At 40.2% G+C, this 18,726-nt stretch carries 12 protein-coding genes; 2 read left to right on the top strand and 10 right to left on the bottom strand.

What is annotated here, in order from left to right; all coding sequences use genetic code 11:
- Positions 1–3 precede the first annotated feature (3 nt).
- Genes UABAM_RS11320 through UABAM_RS11310 form a run of 3 tightly spaced genes read right to left on the bottom strand, consistent with a single transcriptional unit; the run spans position 4 to position 4,264 of the window.
- Positions 4–2,541: a serine/threonine-protein kinase gene (locus tag UABAM_RS11320; protein ID WP_151968114.1), complete on the bottom strand. Its 2,538-nt coding sequence runs from the start codon at positions 2,539–2,541 to the stop codon at positions 4–6.
- On the bottom strand, positions 2,525–3,319 hold the full coding sequence (locus tag UABAM_RS11315) for a ceramidase domain-containing protein (protein WP_151968113.1): 795 nt from the start codon (positions 3,317–3,319) through the stop codon (positions 2,525–2,527). Before UABAM_RS11315 ends, UABAM_RS11320 begins: the two co-directional genes overlap by 17 nt.
- A gap of 12 nt (positions 3,320–3,331) precedes the next feature.
- Positions 3,332–4,264: a TIR domain-containing protein gene (locus tag UABAM_RS11310; protein ID WP_151968112.1), complete on the bottom strand. Its 933-nt coding sequence runs from the start codon at positions 4,262–4,264 to the stop codon at positions 3,332–3,334.
- A 188-nt stretch (positions 4,265–4,452) separates the two neighbouring features.
- Here UABAM_RS11310 and UABAM_RS11305 point away from each other — a divergent pair, with 188 nt between their 5' ends.
- Complete coding sequence (locus tag UABAM_RS11305) at positions 4,453–6,063, top strand: leucine-rich repeat domain-containing protein (protein WP_173013252.1); 1,611 nt, start codon at positions 4,453–4,455, stop codon at positions 6,061–6,063.
- Positions 6,063–6,830 (top strand): leucine-rich repeat domain-containing protein, encoded by a 768-nt coding sequence (locus tag UABAM_RS11300; RefSeq protein WP_151968110.1) that lies wholly within the window; start codon positions 6,063–6,065, stop codon positions 6,828–6,830. The genes UABAM_RS11305 and UABAM_RS11300 overlap by 1 nt, the downstream gene beginning before the upstream one ends.
- Before the next feature lie 183 nt (positions 6,831–7,013).
- Here UABAM_RS11300 and UABAM_RS11295 read toward each other — a convergent pair whose 3' ends face one another.
- The 7 genes from UABAM_RS11295 to UABAM_RS11265 form a co-directional block, all read right to left on the bottom strand.
- Complete coding sequence (locus UABAM_RS11295) at positions 7,014–9,026, bottom strand: M3 family metallopeptidase (RefSeq protein WP_151968109.1); 2,013 nt, start codon at positions 9,024–9,026, stop codon at positions 7,014–7,016.
- On the bottom strand, positions 9,023–10,138 hold the full coding sequence (locus UABAM_RS11290; protein WP_151968108.1) for an aromatic ring-hydroxylating oxygenase subunit alpha: 1,116 nt from the start codon (positions 10,136–10,138) through the stop codon (positions 9,023–9,025). Before UABAM_RS11290 ends, UABAM_RS11295 begins: the two co-directional genes overlap by 4 nt.
- Positions 10,139–11,728, bottom strand: a complete 1,590-nt coding sequence (locus UABAM_RS11285; protein ID WP_151968107.1) for an ATP-binding cassette domain-containing protein — start codon at positions 11,726–11,728, stop codon at positions 10,139–10,141.
- 74 nt (positions 11,729–11,802) lie between these two features.
- Entirely contained in the window at positions 11,803–13,065 is a 1,263-nt protein-coding gene (locus UABAM_RS11280) for a hypothetical protein (protein WP_151968106.1), read from the bottom strand.
- Positions 13,055–15,103, bottom strand: coding sequence for an adenylate/guanylate cyclase domain-containing protein (locus tag UABAM_RS11275; RefSeq protein WP_151968105.1), 2,049 nt, complete (start codon positions 15,101–15,103; stop codon positions 13,055–13,057). Before UABAM_RS11275 ends, UABAM_RS11280 begins: the two co-directional genes overlap by 11 nt.
- Positions 15,104–15,205: 102 nt before the next feature.
- Complete coding sequence (locus tag UABAM_RS11270; RefSeq protein ID WP_151968104.1) at positions 15,206–16,912, bottom strand: HEAT repeat domain-containing protein; 1,707 nt, start codon at positions 16,910–16,912, stop codon at positions 15,206–15,208.
- Positions 16,913–16,996: 84 nt separating this feature from the next.
- Positions 16,997–18,595, bottom strand: a complete 1,599-nt coding sequence (locus tag UABAM_RS11265; protein WP_173013251.1) for a DUF4331 domain-containing protein — start codon at positions 18,593–18,595, stop codon at positions 16,997–16,999.
- Positions 18,596–18,726: the final 131 nt, after the last annotated feature.

Here is an 18,726-nt window from a genome sequence, read left to right as displayed (position 1 = left end):
CTCCTATTTTCCTTTCATTTTATCTACTAGTATTTGTAGTTCTGTTTTTAATTTTGCATCCAAATGCATCGCTTTTTCCCAGTCGCGAATGGCATGTTCTATACGGTTTAATTTTGCATGACAATGGCCACGCTCTTTGTATATGAGTGATATATTCGGGTTTAATAGCGCTGCTGTATTATAATCAGCCAACGCTTTGTTGTACTCTCCGGTGCTGAAGTAACAAACACCTCGTTGGTAATACGCTGCAGAGTAATTGCGATTTAGTTGAATTACATTTGAAAAATCCTGTATGGCTTTCATATGTAATTTTTGTTTTTGATAGGCGATACCGCGGTTTTGATATGCGATGATTAAACTGGGGTTAAAACGTATGGCCGCAGAATAATCGGCAAGAGCACGGTTGTATTGACCTAGTTTTTCGTAATTGGCTCCACGGTTACAATATGCAATAGCATGTTGCGGATTTAATTGCAAGGCCTTATCAAAGCAATCAATGGCTTTCCCATATTCTGCGATTGCTCCATAACTGACACCACATTCCATATACGCTAATAAAAATGACGTATTGATGTATGAAGCCTTGGTGTAATTTTCTATCGCTTGGTGATGATCTCCCTGACGGCGCAACGCATTGCCTAAGTTATAATACGCGATATGCATATTGGGGTCAATGCTTACTGTTTTTTGATAAAAATAAATGGCTCGATCTTGCTGATTTTGTGCTTCACAACACAAAGCCAATGTGTGGTATGCAACAGCGATGGGTTTTATTTTTATTGCAGTTTGGCTATCGCGGATGGCTTCTGCGTATTTTTGTAATGAGTAATAGCTCGTACCACGATTGCAGTATGCTTCTGCATATTGAGGTTGCAATGCAATGGCTGTGTTATAATCTTTGATTGCCTCAAGGTGTCTTCCCAAGGTAGTTTTCATTGTGCCTCTTTTGCTGTAGTAAAAGGCAGTTTGCGGATGTAACGCAATTAATTTGCTATAGTCGTTCATTGCTTTTTGATATTGTCCCAATGCATTGTGTAGATCAGCGCGGACCTCATAAGCATTTGCCGCATCGGGCTTTTGTGAAATCACTTGGGCGATGTCTTTGAAAGCCATTGTGTAGTTTTTGATGAGGATGTAAACCCTCGCACGCATGAGGAGAGCGAGATGGGCTTTGTTGTTGATTTGAATAGCAATGGTATAGTTTGATATGGCTTTAGGGTAGTCTTTCCGTTCAAGGTAAACGTTTGCCAAATTTGTGTATGCCTTAAAATCGTTTGGAGCAAGCGTAATGCACTTTTGGTAACACTCCATGGCCTTTGTGTATTTTTTCAACTTTGCGTAGTTGACACCGCAATCGCGATATGCGTTAGTATCTTTTTTATCTATACGCAAAATTTTAAGGTGGTACTCTAAGGCTTTTTCGATTTTTTGCAATTTTTCGTAGTTGTATGCCAAAAAACGGTGGGCTTCTATATTGCGTGGTTCTAATACGAGTATACGTTTACACATATTGATCGACTTTTGGTGCTCTTCAATACCAAGGCAGTGTATAGCTTCTTGTATATAATTTGCGATGTTTTTCTTATGGCGCACATCGCTTCTGACAATATAAACGTATGTTGCGACAATACACATGATGACCATGACAAAAATCAGTATTTTATTGGCGGCAAGCCATCGTTGCTGTTTCTGTAGTTGAATGGCCCATTTACCTTTACCAATATTTTCGAGTTGTTGTAATAATATTTGTACTGATGGCGTACGCAGCGCGCTGTTTTTTTGTGTGGCTTGATAGACAATCGCTGTAATTTCGTCAATAAGAGGAGATGATTTTTGTAAGGTATCGGCAACGCGAGGCATCTTCATGTCAGTGATGTTAAACAACGTGGTCATAATAGAGTCGTCGTGAAAAGGCGAATTTAATTTCCAGGTGAACAGTTGATATATAATAATACCCAAACTAAAAACATCTGAGTTGTCACATATTTTTCCCTTGATTTGTTCGGGACTCATATAGGCAGGAGTCCCCAGTACCTCGTTATCACGGGTGAGGGTGGTAAGTTCTTTGTTTGTTTTTTTGGCGATGCCTAGGTCTAATAGTTTGGGTTCATAACTTTCTCCTGTGAGTATGATATTCCCTGGTTTCAAATCGCGATGAATTATTTCATGTTTATTGACCTGTGCAACAGCAAGACATATTTTTTTGGCAATATCGATTTGCTTACGAAAGGAGACACCTGTTGGCTTTTCCGCAATAAATTCTCGTAAATTCATTCCGGTGATATACTCCATGACAATATAATGTTTGCCATCACATTGAAAAAAATCTAGCCCGCGAACTATATTGGGGTGGTTGATGGTTTTTAGAAAATAATATTCGCGTTTTATGCGTCGTAATTCCCGAGGAGAGACATTTTCAGCGTAAAATTCCTTAACTGCGACCACAATATCTTTCTTGGTGTCTTTTGCAAGGTAGACAAAGCCCATACCTCCACTTCCAATACCTTTTTGTATAAGATAACGTTTATTCAGCAGCCTCATGGCTTTCCTCTCTGTAGTGCATGTACAAGCTTCCTGCTGACATTGCCGTTAAAATATGCCACAAAGCATGTCCTTGCCAAAAACTATAAGGCGAACATATAATCTTTGTAATATCCAGAATCCAAATGATAAATGCGACGATTAAGAGTCCTACAGCTAAAAATAGTAGGCGGTTGTTCGTTTTTTTCTTGCGATAGATCCAGTACTCTGGTATCAAAGCGACAATAACCAACACCGCGAATATATAACGTCGCGTTTGCGGAAGTGTTAGGAGAATACACAGCAATATGGTGTTGATGATTAGGTAGCTTATGATAAAAATACTCGCTTTGTATGGCCGGAGGCGTTCTACATTGTACAATATGACAAAAGTAGTGAGTAGATACATTCCCATTAAATCAAATACTTGGCCTAAAAATGTCATTGAAGCATGATAAAAGAAACTGCCAAAGCCCAAAAATACAATGAGAATACCATATGTAAAGGAATAAACGCGTTTTGTAGACATTGAATTGGAAAAAGACTGGGCGATAAAGTCTTTTTTCCCCTGACGTAGAACGAGTAAACCTATTAGAATGAAGGCTAAATTGGACCAAGTATTTACCGGCTGAACAATGGTTCCTGGGCGTAATGCTTCGCAAAAACAATGCTTAGGGAAACACGAGGCACGACGCCAATCATCCCATGAATATTCAATCATGCTCAACAAAATCAATGCGATTGTAATACCTAAGAATAGCAAAGATACGTTCGCATATGGCTTTATTCTCCGCAACATTTTGTTTCTCCGTTATTGGTAGCGTGGATTTTGTTCTTCGAGCATTTCTTTTTCTTCGAGAAATTTATCATATAACGGCTGCAAGGTTTCGATATAGGTGCGCAGTCTCAGTGCAATTTGTAGCGCAGACGCGGTACCAAAGCACTGTTCGTCAAGTGTGAAATCCTCTTGGATAAACTCATATTCCCGTTCCAAAGAGCGTTGCATGTTACTTGGGTCGTAATAAATCGATACATCATAACCTAAAGGGCCGCGAATTTGTGCGTCATAGCTTCTTAGCCAATTGCGTAGTTCGTCGCGCCGTGGATCTCTCTGGGCAATATAACCTAGCCATGCAAATAGCTGGGTGGATTTTTCATTATCTCCCATGATAAATCCATGACTTGCAAGATATTTGTCTTCGTAGAAGTAAAAGCTGCACATAATGTTGGACTCGACAAATCCAATGTTTACCTCAAACATTCTGTAGCGAAAAGGCAACACGATACGTAAACACCTTTGAACTTCCTTGGCGAAAACTTTCACTTTGGCTGTGGATTCTTCATATAGTTTTTTCTTCATCAAGGCAATTTCACCTGCCAATGCCTCATCGAGTTTTAACATATCTCCGTTGTAAACACATGTTCTCTGTTGTTTTAGGTCAAAGGGTAACATGGCGACATCTTCTACGATGAGAATGGTTTCTTTTCCGAGACCTTGAGCATAACCCACTTCGTAAGCAACATTGGGGTTGCAAATATTTTTTTGGGTATCACCTGTTAGAACCGCTATCATAAAATCGCAACTTTGAATTTCTTGTTGGATGGCCAAGTCAATGTGGCGTTCATAAGATAAATTTGCATCAACGCGATATGTTTGGACGTGAAGTTGTTGGCATACTTTTTTTATTGTTTGCCAATGAGAATTAAATTGTTCGGCAAAAGGCATTGCTATAAATGCGCGCATTGTCTATTCCTTAATAATAGCATAAAAAGAGTAAAGGTATATTTCGTATCGATGGCACGGTCGGTGAAAATTTCGCATTAAATATCCTGTATTTCTGGTTCACATCTTTATTTTTTATCAAAAGAATGCGATAATTACAAGTTCTATCGATTTGTAAATGGAGCAAAAAATACATAGTGGAGATGGTCGTGCATCAACAAAAAGTAAAAGCGAAAGTTTTGAAATCTATTGAGAGCAACACTACATATTTAGGTTGTACCTTCTACCTAGAAGATGAAACCTGGTATCGTGTTCAGAATTCTACACTGGACAATTGTAGTTTTCGCAGCAACGTAAAATTCGAAGATTTACGTAACTGTACATTCGACAATTGCGGTTTTTCAGGTGAATTTGTTCTTGATTTGTCCAAAAATTCAAATTGTTGCGTACAAGATGCTTTTGATTTTACTTTTCTGACAAAGTTAATTATTTCTAAAAAAAATCTCCATGAATTACCTGAGGAAATTTGCCGACTTACTTTTTTGAAAAAGTTAGATCTTAGTTACAATAATCTACGAGAACTTCCCAAGGACTTTACGAAATTGACCTCTTTGCGCTGGTTGAATCTCTCAAATAACCATTTTTCTGAAATTCCCGAAGAGTTGTATTCGTTGCCTTCTTTGGAGTGGTTGAGTTTCGCCAATAACTATTTGCCGGAGGTTCCCGAAGAAATTAGCAAAATAACCACGTTGAAAAAACTTTTCTTGTCGAATAATCGACTGACAAGTGTATCTCCTCGTGTAGGAGAATTGACTTTATTACAAGAGTTACATTTGTCACGGAATCAACTTTCTCAAGTCCCTTGTGAAATAGGACGACTCACGAATCTAGATTGTTTGTATTTATCTCACAATCAACTTGATTCCGTCCCGAGAGAACTTGGAAATTTAAAGTCTTTGCGCTGGTTATATTTATCGCGCAACTACTTACAAGACGTACCTCAGGAGTTTAGCGATCTTGTTGACTTACGTTGGTTATATTTAAATGAAAATGTTTTAGAAGAAGTTCCGTTTGATGTGAGTCAAATGAGTTCTCTTACGGTGTTGTCTTTGTCGACCAATAAACTTACATTTTTGCCGAAAGAAATTGGTAATCTCAAGTCGTTACGCGAATTAAAGGTGGCCGAAAATCAAATCGCAGAAATTCCTCGCGAAGTATGTGATTTACAAAATTTGCGAGAATTGGATGTGGAAAGCAATGTCATACGTCACTTGCCAGATGAAATATATCGCTTAAAAAAATTGACGTGCCTAAGCGCCAGTAACAACGAACTTTCCGTGCTACCCAAGCGCATTGTTGAGCTAGTATCTCTCCATCAATTGTCTATTGGTGGCAATCATTTTGCGAGTTTTCCATCGCAAATTTGTTCGTTCCGTGCGCTAAAACATTTAGATTTGTCTTTTGGCACTTATGTGGATATACCTCCGCAAATAGGACAACTGCAAAAGCTTCAGACGCTAAATCTTTCGCACAATCTTATTAATGAGCTACCGTCGCAAATAGGTAATCTATCTTTATTAAAAGATCTCATTTTAAGCTCGAACCATTTACAATCGCTACCATCACAAATCAGTAAACTTAAGCGTCTAAGAAACTTAGCCCTTAACAATAACGCGCTAGATTCTATACCGCAAGAAATAGCCCAACTACAGTTTTTATCATTCTTAGCTTTGGAGGGAAACGCTTTGACAGAGGCACAGTTACAGTTTTTAGAAGAGTCGCTTCCTCATTGCGAAGTATTTTTGGGAGTAACGTTGTAATGAGAAGTATTAGGGGAAAATCGTTACGACACGTGGAAAGCAATGTCGAATACTATGGATGTACGTTTTATTTAGATGAAAAAAGGTTTTATAGTATCGACAACTCCTATTTCGATAATTGTAGTTTTCGCAGCAATGTTAAGTTTTGCGGTTTAGAAGATTGCCAATTTACGAGTTGCGGGTTTTCTGGAAAATTTTCCCTCGAAGTAATTCGTCCGTTAGAAAGAATACCCGAGTATATGTTAAATCTCACGTCGCTAACCGATTTATCTTTATTAGGTAAAAAGCTATTGAGTGTACCACCACAAATTGGCAATTTGACATCGTTGCAAAAACTCATTTTGCGCGAAAACGAATTGTCCGAACTACCTACGACAATTGGGGAGTTGCAGTCTTTGACATGGCTGGATGTTTCGGGAAATTACCTACAAAGTTTGCCTGTGGAAATTGGTAAACTTTCTTCGCTGATTTATTTGGATGTATCGGATAATTTTTTGCGCGATTTACCGAGCTCAATTGGCCATCTAATTTCACTAGAAGTATTGAATTTAGACAATAATCGCCTGACAAATTTATCGGAGACCATTGGCCGTTTGCAATCGATCAAAGAGTTGAATCTACGCAGCAATGAGTTAACGCATTTGCCTCTAAGTGAAATTTTACAGCTGACAACGCTAAGGCGTCTAAGCCTTTCCAGTAACCGTATACAGCGTCGTGAATTGGAATGGTTGCGACAGCAATTACCACACTGCGATAGCTGGTTTTAGTCGCAGACCATATAACTGCGATTGATTTTCGAACTATATTGTTTTGACGGTATCATGCAAAACAATAAAATAAATTGAGACGTGTTACGCCTCTCCCGTGGGAGAGGCATGAGCCTTGTTGCTTTCAGCGTAGCTGAAATCTACACAGGCGATGGTGAGGGCACCAATATGAAAACGAATATCTTACTTTAAACCAAGCTTTTCCAAGAAAGCCTTATTGTTCGACTTTCTTTCCAAAAATTCCTCTATAAGTTGTTGTGGATCTTGTAAATTACCACGTTCGAGAATAATTTGGCGATAGCGCATTCCGGTATTGGAATCGAGAATTCCATTTTTCGCAAATTTGGTGAACATGTCTTGGGCATAAACTTCCGACCACATGTAGCCGTAGTAACCCGCATCATAACCGCCCATCAAGTGTCCAAAACCAGCCAACCACTTTGTTCCTTCTGCAGAATCTAAGCCTACGATTCCTTTGAATAGTTTGTGGTACAATGCGTTGACATCAACATCTTTGCCCGAAGTGTGCAATTTGAAATCGATGGTGGCAAAAAATACTTGTCTAGTGTAGTTAATTCCCGAATTGTAGTGCTTTATTTTGAGAAGTTTTTGTTTTAGATCTTCGGGAAGTTTTTTGCTTTCGTCCTGGTAGTGACCAGAGATAATCGCCAGCATTTCGTTATTCCATACCCAGTTCTCCAACATTTGTGAGGGAGCTTCTACGAAGTCACGGCTTACGGAAGTTCCCGATAAGGAAGCATAGGCAACTTTTGTTAGTGTTTGGTGCATAATATGCCCAAATTCATGGAAAAAAGTCTCGACATTACCATGAGAGAGTAGTGATGGTTTATCTTTGGTGGGAGGTTCCATGTTCGCGACAATCGCGGAGATGGGTTTGACATATTCACCGTCCATCATGCGTCCAGGACGTAAAGTGAATGCTGCGGCATGTCCATATTTTCCTTCACGCGGATATAAATCGGCATAAAAATACGAGACAACCTCTTTGGTTTTGGCATCAATAACCTTGAATAGTTTGACGCTTTCGTGCCAAACATCTGCACCTTTTACTTCTTCGAAATTTACTCCCAATAACTTCGAGTAGATGTGAAATGTACCTTCAATGACACGGTGCGCGGGAAAATATTGACGAACTAACTCGTCGTCTATTTTGTATTTTTCGCGTTTTAGTTTGGTTGAGCAATAGCCCACATCCCATAGGTCTAGCTTTTCTGCCTTAGGATCGTACTGTTTTTTGACCATGAACAAGTTTAAAAGGTCTTGTTCGTTGATTTTTGCGAGTTTACCTTGCAATCCTTCCAAGAACGTGCGGACATTTTCACTGTTTTTTGCCATGCGACCGTCGGTGCGGTAATCCGCCCATGTTTTATAACCCAACAATTCTGCTATTTGATGACGTAAGGCAATGGCATCTTGCAGTAGTTTGCTATTTTTGTCTCCGGCACGATTATAGTATAAATAAAGCATCCGTTTGCGTACGTTGGCGTCGTCGGCATAGCGCATTACTGCGGCGTAGTCTGGGTACTTTGAGGTAACGATGAATTTACCTTCTTCGTCTTTTTTGAGTCGCGATCGGAAAGACTCTGGTGTACCAGTTAACTCTGCTTCCGTTAGTTTCAATACTTCTTTATTTTCCACTAAATTTTTGGAAAACTGTGTTTCTAAAGAAGATAGCTTTTTTTGCATTTCCTTAAGTTTATCGCGATCTTCTTTCGAAAGTGTGAAGCCACTTTTGCGATACTCTGTTTGCATTACCTCTAACAAACGTGCATCTACCGCAGATAGTTTTGCAATTTCTTCTTTGTTGTTTGCCACATATTCATTGAAGGCATCATATAGATCTTTGCGTAGCGATGTTTCTACGGAAAAGGCCGAAAGCATCTGTTCGCATTTGGAAGATTCTCCGCGTAGTTCTTTGTTGGTCGACACATAGGCAACAAATTGTGCGGGAGTAGATTTTACATCTAAATCGACCAAGGTGTTTTCGATGGCCGCTACTGTGTTGGCAAATGTTCGTTCCTCTTTTTTTATCGCAACAACATCATCTAATTTCTTTTTGGCTTGTGCAATAAGTTCTTCACACTGCTTTGTCATCTCCCCAGCTTTAAAATCATAAGGAATGAGTGTTTCAGCATAAAGAACACTACAAAAAATTAGCAATATACAAAATCTCATTGTGTGTTTTTCCTTAACAAAATATTCGCAAAATCTTTGTACAATAAGTGGTGAAAATGGAGTGCTGCTTTTTCAAAGAGTGGAGCGTAGCGCCCTTGGTTGTATGCACGTGAGTTTAGACCGCGTTGTACAGCGTCGCAAATATCCATGTCTTCTTGCTGTACAATGTCGCTTGCGGCGATGCTTTTCTCGATGAATTCGTCCTCCACATTTTCTGCGAAATAAAAATCAAATATTACTTTTGTTTTATCATGCCCTACGGGAATCGTCCAGTTAATGTCCATAATGGGACCATAACGATTGATCATGAAGTTTGGGTAGAGCCAAGCGTAGAGCGCTCCACCTGAAACCCGTTCATTAAAATCTCCGCGTTGTGGTGTTGCGTCATCACGAGCGTCACAAATCTGTAATGAGTAACGATCAAAAATTTCCGTAGTGTAGTTTTTTAAGTCTAACTGTGAAGCAAGGCCTTTATGTAAATACGGAACGTGGTATCCACCATCGAGATAGTTATCGACAAACACCTTCCAATTACAATTAATGTCATAAGTAATGCGTTTTGCAAAGCGCAATTTTTCATAATTCGTTTCTTGGAGTTTTGTCTTTAGTACCGAGAATTCATGGTGGAAGTCCCAGGGATTCTCTCCAAAAAATAAAAACACGAATGGTCCTAAAACTTCGCAAGGAATAGGAATTAGACCATACTCCTCTTTGGAAAAATTTTGAATACCATCGAGGCGTGGCGCGTGGATGAGCTTGCCATCGAGGTCGTATGTCCAACTATGGTAAGGACACACAAATTTTTGCGTCTTGCCCGACTTCTTCGCAACACACGAAGCGTGGTGACGACACACATTGTAAAACGCTTTGATTTCGCCTTCGTCGTTGCGCACCACCACATATGGCTGACCGGAAAATTCACCGCTGAAATAGCTCCCAGGCTCCTGGAGTTCGTCAGAGCGCCCCACGTAAAGCCAGCTATCGATAAAAACACTACGTTGTTCTAGTTCTAAAAATCGCGGATCAGTATACCACGAAGACGGGGGAGTAAAACCGGATTCTACGGTTTTCTCGATATCAAAGACTTTTAATTCACGTTGTAAATAATCCATTTAATACACTTTCTTTGAAAATTCAAGAAAAGCAAAAGCTGCATGCGTGACCATCACAAATAAGGTTCCCCAGATAACGGTAAATGTGATGTCGCGACTAATGTCCTTTGCCGAAGATTTTGCACGCATACCAATGTAATAACAAATATTGGCAAGTCCCCAGCCACAAACGAGACTCTTGGCAATGAGCCACCCTGTTCCACGGTAGAAAAAACTACTTCCCTCACGCAGTAATTTATGAAAAATGGCATCGCCCAATATGGGGTGGTATTCGGGATGCATAATGGAAAAGACACCGAGGCAGAAAAAGCGCGCGACAAGAAAAGTCATGAATGTGAGTAACGGAATCGATACGAGAAAGGCAAGAATACTTCCTGTTTGTAAATACGACGATGGAGCACATGCCATCGAACGCATGGAGTCTGTTTCTTGTAGATATACGCGATTACCAATATCAGATGCTACCGCGGCACCACTACGGGCTGCGATGAGAATCGAGGCAAATATTGGTATGATCACGCGATATAAACCAAATCCCAAAGCGGTGAGCACGTCTTCGGTAATAAGTTGACGCGTAATGTGACGGTACGGTAGAAATTTAAAGCTAAAATAAGCACATACACTGCCAATAATCGCTCCGGCCATTGCCAGGTAAAAAATAGATGATAAGAATGAGAGCATTTTGAAGTAGTGAACAAAAAAGCGCGTTCCCCATTTAAATGAACGCCACAGAGGTAAAGTTCTCATGATTGCCTGCGCAAGGCGTATAGGTGTTTGTATACTCCAGTTGCAGGTGGCGATGAAAAAATGTTCCGTCTTGCGTAGCCATTTATTTTTTTGCGTTTGTTTTTCCATAGGAACTTGCAGGTATCCCGCAGTAATGAGTTCTTGTAATTGATCTTTGGATACTTCGTAGACTCTTTTTTTGGCAGGATCTAAGAACAATACATGATCGGCGATGGGCAAGAATTCTTCATAGTCGTGGGTAACGATGAGTGAACCTTGCTTGCTAAATTCATTGTGGGTTTTTTGTATGAGTTGTGCGACATTCTGTGCCATCTGTGGGTCGAGTCCTGCGGTGGGCTCATCGTAGACAATAACTTCAGGATTGTATGCCAATGTTCGCGCGATCGCGATACGACGCTTTTGCCCGCCGCTGGCATGTTGAATGTGTAAGTGGGGATTTATACTGAGTTTTTCTGTTAGACGTAAAAACATCGCCTTGCGTTGTTTTACTGGAATTTTGTTGCGACTATGGCAAAAGGCAAAATCAATGTTTTGCTCTATGGAGTAGTTGTCGAGTAACCCATAATCTTGGAAAACAATCCCCACGTCTTGTGCTTTGGCATGGTTTTGCCACTGTAAAATATTCTTGTCTTCAAATAGAATTTCGCCGTCTATATAAAAGCTAGGATGACTTTTATGCAGTAAACCGGACAATATTTTTAAAAGTACTGTTTTTCCCCCACCACTTCCACCGATTAACAATGTGATCTTACCGCGGTTAATTTGGAAATTGGTTTGGGTTAAAATAGAACGTGTTTCTGTACGAATACATAAGTTTTTTACTGTAATTAGCGCTTCGGACATGAAATTTCTTCCTAAGGAAAACTAGGACGTGTATGACGCCCTAAGCTGGAGGGATGTAGCTTTTTGCACTAAAACTATTCATTTGATCCACGAAACTCGAGTGGACTAGAGGTGTCAATGGCGTTGTGTCCCATCGTTGCCATCAGAAAGTATTTATCTTTGTAAAGGATTTGACGCCGCAATACTTGTGCTAGCTCTGGACGAATTTGGCGTTCTTCGTCAATGAGGATATGGTTGATCATTTTGATTAAGTACGGTTCAAAATTGTCAGAGATCTCTGCCAGCGAGTTGCGTACTTGGGGATCACTCCATTTTTTCTTTAATTTTTCGGTTAGAGTATCACGGTTGATTTTGTACAGCTCTATCATGGTATTTTTGAGTATTTTCAGGAGCGCTTCATCGGTGAAAACATTTTTGAGCATTTTGAGAAAACTCGCCTTTACTTTTTTTTCTTTACTCAAACGGTTGGTAATGGTAACGAGTAATTTTCCCAACTCTTCTTTATGTTCTTCCACGATGGGAATCGCCTTGTCTTGGAGATAATCTTCTACTTTCTTTTGTACATGATCATTGTCTGTTCCTGGAAGAGATTGATAAATCCATAGCATGACAATTTTTGCTTTGGGAAATTTTCCCCATAGTTTTTGAACAATCGGAGCAATGACCGGGTCACTTTCCTCTAAAACAATGGGCCAAACAACATCATCCCACAATTTTTGTAGTTCTTTATCGATATGTTTTTTCTCGGCTTCTTGTAAACGCTTTAACAATTCGTCCTTATTTTTTTCCATAATGACTGAAAAGTTTTTTTGTAGTAGAGTGTAGGACTCTTGGGCCACTTCGGTAAAAATGGGAAGCAATTGTTTTTGAATTTCTTCGGTGTGTATACGTAGGTATTCGTCGATGATGTCTTTAATATCCTCGCGACGCTGTTCAGGTAGCAATTTACTCACTACCCAGGCCGGTGTTCCGTGTTCACTTTCCAGATAGAACTTGCTGTCAGAACCAATTTTACTTTTATGTTCTGGATAAATATTGATATACAGATTCCACACCATGTTTTTCTCGGAGTAATCTTTGGCGTAAACGGCTCCTATTTCTATACGCTCATCTTTTTCTATGGTGTAAACTTTGTCCCCCGCGCGAAGGGCGATCCAGTCATCAAAAATTACCTTGAGTTTAAAGGGCAGGGAAAAATGCCTACGTTGTTGTTTTTCTATCCAAGAGGTCGAGGATTGCCAAGTGTCTTGAGGTATTAAAATCCATACCGCAAGAAATGTCGAAAAGCAAACGCCCCAAGCGACACAACCAATGATTATTTTGGTTTTATTTCTCATTGCTCATTCCCAGAACTTCGTCGAAAAACTTGCGTAAGTCGTCGGGTAAATCAACGACGTTTGCGCAAACTTCGATATAGTCATCGCGATCATTGTATTTTTCAAACACGCACTGTTCTACCTTTAGGGTAATCGGTGTTTCTGGGATAATTTTTGGCATGTCAATGATTACCTTTAGTTCACAGCCTTCGGTAATACTGTCGCATGGCTCTATGTGCAAAGTAAACTTGTTGAAATCGAAAATGTCTATAAGTCCTTCGAGTTTTCCTTCCCCATTGGGTTTTTCGACAAGTATGGGGAGAAATTTGCACAAATAACCATCCATCTCAATTCCCACAACCCCAAAAATGCGAATAGGACGATCTATTCCTTTCACCTTTGTTGGCTCCAACTCTACGCATTTTACGATACCTTCGGTTTCGTTATAGGTATTCTCGGAGATCAAAACATGATTGCGCGATGTTAGGTGCTCGACACGCGAAGCTAAGTTGACATCAGGGCCAATTACAGTGTACTCCATACGCTTAGGAGAACCCATATTCCCCACAACGACATCACCGGTGTTGATACCAGCCCCCATTTTGAGGGTACTTTTACCGATTTTGCGTTGCGACATGTTGAAGTAAAACAATTCATTTTGCATTTCAATGGCTGCTTGAACCGCAAGCCCCGGATCTTCTTGGTGAAAAATTGGAAGACCCCAAATTCCCATAATCGCATCACCCATGAATTTGTCAAGGGTTCCTTTGCGTGCAAAAATAATGTCCACCATGCGTGTAAAGTAATCGTTTAAAATCGATACCACCGCTTCCGCACCGATATTTTCGGTCATTGAGGTAAAACCGCGTAAATCGGTAAACAGAATGGTCGCTTTTTTTACCTTTCCGCCCATGTCGAGGTCGATTTGTCCGTTGACCACCCGTTCTACTAAGTCGGGTGAGAGATAACGCTGTATATGACCGCGAGTTTCGGTTTCGCGTTCGATGTCTTTGATGAGTTTGGCATTTTCAATGGCAATGGCCGCTTGCCCTGCAATTCCCGTGAGAAGTTCTAAGGTGTCTTCGTTAAACGAAGCTGATTTTTTACTGGTGTCAATGTGTAGTACACCTAAGAGGTTATCTCTGGTGATGAGTGGCACACTCATCGCCGAGCGTATTTGCCCCATGACACTCGCCGCGGTTTTTAAATTTTCGTCGAGCATGGTGTCCATCGTAAGGACAGACTTGCGTTCCTTGATAACACGGTCCATCAATGTGTTGGAGATATGAATGGTTTTTTGCTCTTCGGAGTTTGCCACTTTGGTGACCGCAGTGTGTAACGGTGGATCATCTTTCTCATTGTACATGAGAATCGCTCCGCGTTGTGCGGGAATGTATTGGAATACCGTTTCCAAAATGAGAGATAGTACCTCTTCCAGAGGCAAAATCGATCCAATGGCATTGTTGACTTCGTAGATAATACGCAGTTTTTTGTTGGCCTTCTCTACTTCAATAATAGAGTTAAAGTCATCTTGCGACATCATAAACGAGTGTTGGGTGTTGTAGTTTAGCTCTGCTTTTGTCAGTTCATACGCAGATTTTTGCCCTAGTACTGCTTTTGGTAAGTCTTCACTTGGGGTGTTAACAGGAGAATATTGGTATTGATTGCGAAACATTAGGGTCGCGTCACCAATGCGAATTAAGTCTTTGTCATTTACTTCGACAGAAGCAATCGCGGCACCATTCACAAAAGTACCATTACCACTATGTAGGTCTGCGACACGATAGCAACCGTCGGAAAATTTGATGGTAGCATGCTGACGTGATGCCTTGGGCTCCATAATTTTGATGGAGTTTTGGTTCCCGCGCCCAATGGAATTTTCCTCGGTAATCGTAAATTCTTTTCCCTTATTGGCTCCTTGAATTATAAGGAGTTTTGGAAGATAGTCCTCTAGTTTTTCCAGAGGAATTTTCGCACCACAAGATGTGCATGTAAGGGATTTATCGTTATCTTGTGCATGGTTACTCGTTTTGCAACTAGGGCATAATATGCTAAACATGGATACACCTAACTGGATCAGGTCTGGTTTGAGAAATTGTGGAATTTTTATTTATTATAACATAGGTGAAAATGCCATGTCAATTTAAAAGGAAGACACCACCTATTGTGATTTTCCTTTGTTTTGTTGACGTTGTTTTTGTAAATGTTTGTGCAGGAGTTTGAGGTACCTTCTAAAAAGAGGTGACTTTTCCTGTGCAAGAGCTTTTTCTGTGGCTCTCCAAACTTCATCTGTGGCGGACACTTTCTTTAAGCCTGATACGGAATAAAGTCTGACGATATTGCTTGTTGAATCAAGACCTTTTAAGAAATGTGGAGTAGCTTCATCACCTATACTGATCATCGCATGCAGTGCGGCATGCTTGTTGCGACGTTTGGGGTCGTTGTGAAAAATTTGTGCAAGACGTGGCAATGCCGGTAATGATTTGGGACCAATTTGTTTCAGGGTATTTGCCGCCATAACTAAAAACTTTTCTTTGTTTAAAAATTCAATGAGTTTTTCTACGGCAGGGGCACCTTTTTCTCCCATCGTACCTATGTCAACCATCGCCCATTTTGCCGTCTTTTCGTCTTCCGTAAATGCTTGAAGAAGGATCTCTAGTATTTCGGGATGTTTAGGGGCAAATTTTCCGAGCACTCTATACAAAACTTTGCGTAGATTCGTATTGTTTTTCCATAACTCTTTTAATTGTGGAACAAAAATATCGAGATTTAGTGCCGAAATAGCGGAGATAGAACGTTCTAGTGTTTCTTTTTCAGTAAACTGTTTTTTTATATACTCTGTAATTTCTTTTGGAACACTTTGTGGAGACCTAATAGCCCCAAGGCAAGCTCTATGGACGAGATTACTTTTGTCTTCAATACACATTTGCGTAAACCGCAACATGAATTCGTGGTGGCAATTAATTTTCTTTATCATCGAGACCGCTTGCGAACGTTCTAAATCATTTGTACTATCAAGTAGTTTTTTCAAATGTGGTAAACAGGGCTTTCCTATTTTCCCCAGTGTAGTTTCGGCATAGATGTATAAATTTTTATGTTTTAATAATTTGATAATATTAGGTACAACAGATTGCGAAAGCTCTTTGACCATTCCAAAATCAATCAATACGTTCATTGCCACCTTGTTATCTGGGCTGTTTAAGAGTTCCAAATACAATGGTTTTACTTGTTCGAAATTTTGCGCAGACAACCGAAATAGCTGTGTCGATAAGAAGCGAACGTCTTTATCTGGATGTTTCAAACTGGGGATGAGTATTTGTGAAACATCTTCGTTGTACGGGCGAAGTCGTAAACTACTGATGATTGTTTTTTGAACAATGGCGCTTGGATCTGCCGCGTGCTTTTTTAGGATTTCAATAAAGTTATTGGGCGAAATGTTATTGAGTGACCAAATAGCGGCGGAACGCATATTGGGATCTTTGTCTTTTAATGCGTTTGTAATGACATGTATAGGTCTTTTGCTTTTTATGTCGCCAAGGGCAATGATGATGTAGTAGCGCAGTGAAAAGTCATTACTCTTTTTGTATAAGGCCACAAGATCGTCGACATACGGAGAAGATTGACTCCCAACATGCCCTAGGGCCCTAACCGCTAAATATTGGGTTTGTCCTTGTGTCGTTTTCACTATGTGCACTAATTCTGGTAATAAAGGAGCAGCTTTTTCGTACATGAGAAGAATTTGTTGTAAAGTTTGAGTTTGCAAGGCAAAATTATTTTCGCGTAAAGCTTCGCGCATGTCTTCAAGGTTGTTTTCAGCAAGTGGCAAACTGATAGATAAAAATAGCAAAAGAAAAACGATAAACTTCATATTTAGCTCCTATAAATAATAAAGCACAGAAAACGATAACTGTTTCCTGTGCTTTACGATTACAAATGTGTTGTTTATTGGTTGTTATGGATTTCCAGAGATCGGAATACCTAGGAATGGGAATTCTACAACACCATTGCCAAGCGGATCATCTAATCCCTCAACACCATTATCAACATCTGCGGCATCTGCTAGAGCACCAGCGCCTGCATCACCATTGATTTGTGTTTCACCAGCGGTTGGCACACTATCAGTCAAATCGTCTGCAAGTAGACCGCCTACTACCTTAACCGCGATATCCACGACATCATCACCTGGGCGACGACCATTCGGAAATCCCGCGTCATCTCCTGCTGCGATTCCTAGAGTTTCCTGGTTACCAAGTTCTACAGGAGGAATAGAAACATCAAGTCTTTGGTATTCGGCAACACCTGGACCAAATACATTGTTTACCTGACTGTTTAAATTCGCAACTCCTCCATTGGCATCATTAGGAAAGTCAACACCTTGGGCAAATATTTTCACTAAGTCAAGACGGTTTTCTTCCGGAGCGTTAGCTGTTAAACCAACAATGTTAAAAAGTGCCGCCAAGCTAGAGTTTAAAACGAAGTCTGCAAACTGAACATCGCCACTTGGAACGCTGTTGTTGAAACGATCTTTAAAACTAACACCAATAACCGCTTCGTTTACAAGGGGCATTCCCAAACGCGATACTTGCTTGAATATTGTTCCACGGTCAGGCAAACCGTTGTTTTGTAGATTTGCGGACCCCACAGCATTGAAAACAACTGTCTTTCCACGAGCAAGAGTGGTTGCCCATCCTGCAAATACATTGTTGGTAACAGCATCGCCATCAAGAGCGAGAAAAGAGTTGGGAACTTCTATACAAATAGAAGTCACATTTTTTACTGCGATGGCATCACCACCATCAGCGATTGCTAAGCCGTCAAATATTTCGCCAAGATTCACAACGAAAGGATCGTTTCTTTGTCCAACGAAAACTTTTCCTTGTTCACCAAAGGCTCCGAATGCGTATACGTGTTGCTCTACATAATCATTGTATAGAGGTATTGTGGTTGCACCAATATTGTCAACAGGTTTGACAAAAGTGGTTGTGCCTGCAAATTGTGAGTTAAGGGTTAGGTTGTTTAAATTTGTTGCATTGGCGATCGCACCATTTTTTATTACAGTTAGAGTATATGACTCTACTATGTTAAGGTTGGCATCGGCTTCATCGGCAACTCCAGGAAGGGCGATCAGGGGAATTTCTGTGTTTACAGCACCTGTTGGAACTGCAAGTTTACGGAAGTTGTCGCCTTTGAAGTTGAATTGAATCTGGAAAATGATATCTTCGACACCATCACCGTTGTTATCGATATTGATACGATACGCAGCGTTTTCGTCAGCGAAAAAGTAGTTTGGGCCACCGAAAGCATCCTGTAAAGGATGAAAGTTCATTATAAGAGTGGTGTTGCGCTGATTTACATCATTCTCTGCAACGTTAGCAGCATCATAAGACTGAAACATATAGAAGTCGGTGATGTCTAACTTGGGAGCAGTTGTCATAAACGGTGCTTCGCGGTGACTAGAAGCTTCGATCTTATTTGGGGAAATAAGGGAAAAAATTGCGGAAGAAACCACAAGGCATATTGTTGCCTTTGCGATAAAAGACATTTTATTCATATGTAACTCCATGGTTAAATATCTAATGTAAGAATTAGATACACAGTAGTTTTATTTACATTGATTTATAATCTAAGGTTTTTGTGATTATACAAAATAAACATTACAGGAACATTAAACAAACATTAAAG

Origin of the sequence: Candidatus Uabimicrobium amorphum (assembly GCF_009002475.1) — a bacterium.
Taxonomy (GTDB): domain Bacteria; phylum Planctomycetota; class Uabimicrobiia; order Uabimicrobiales; family Uabimicrobiaceae; genus Uabimicrobium; species Uabimicrobium amorphum.
This window is presented reverse-complemented; position numbering and strand designations above follow the sequence as displayed.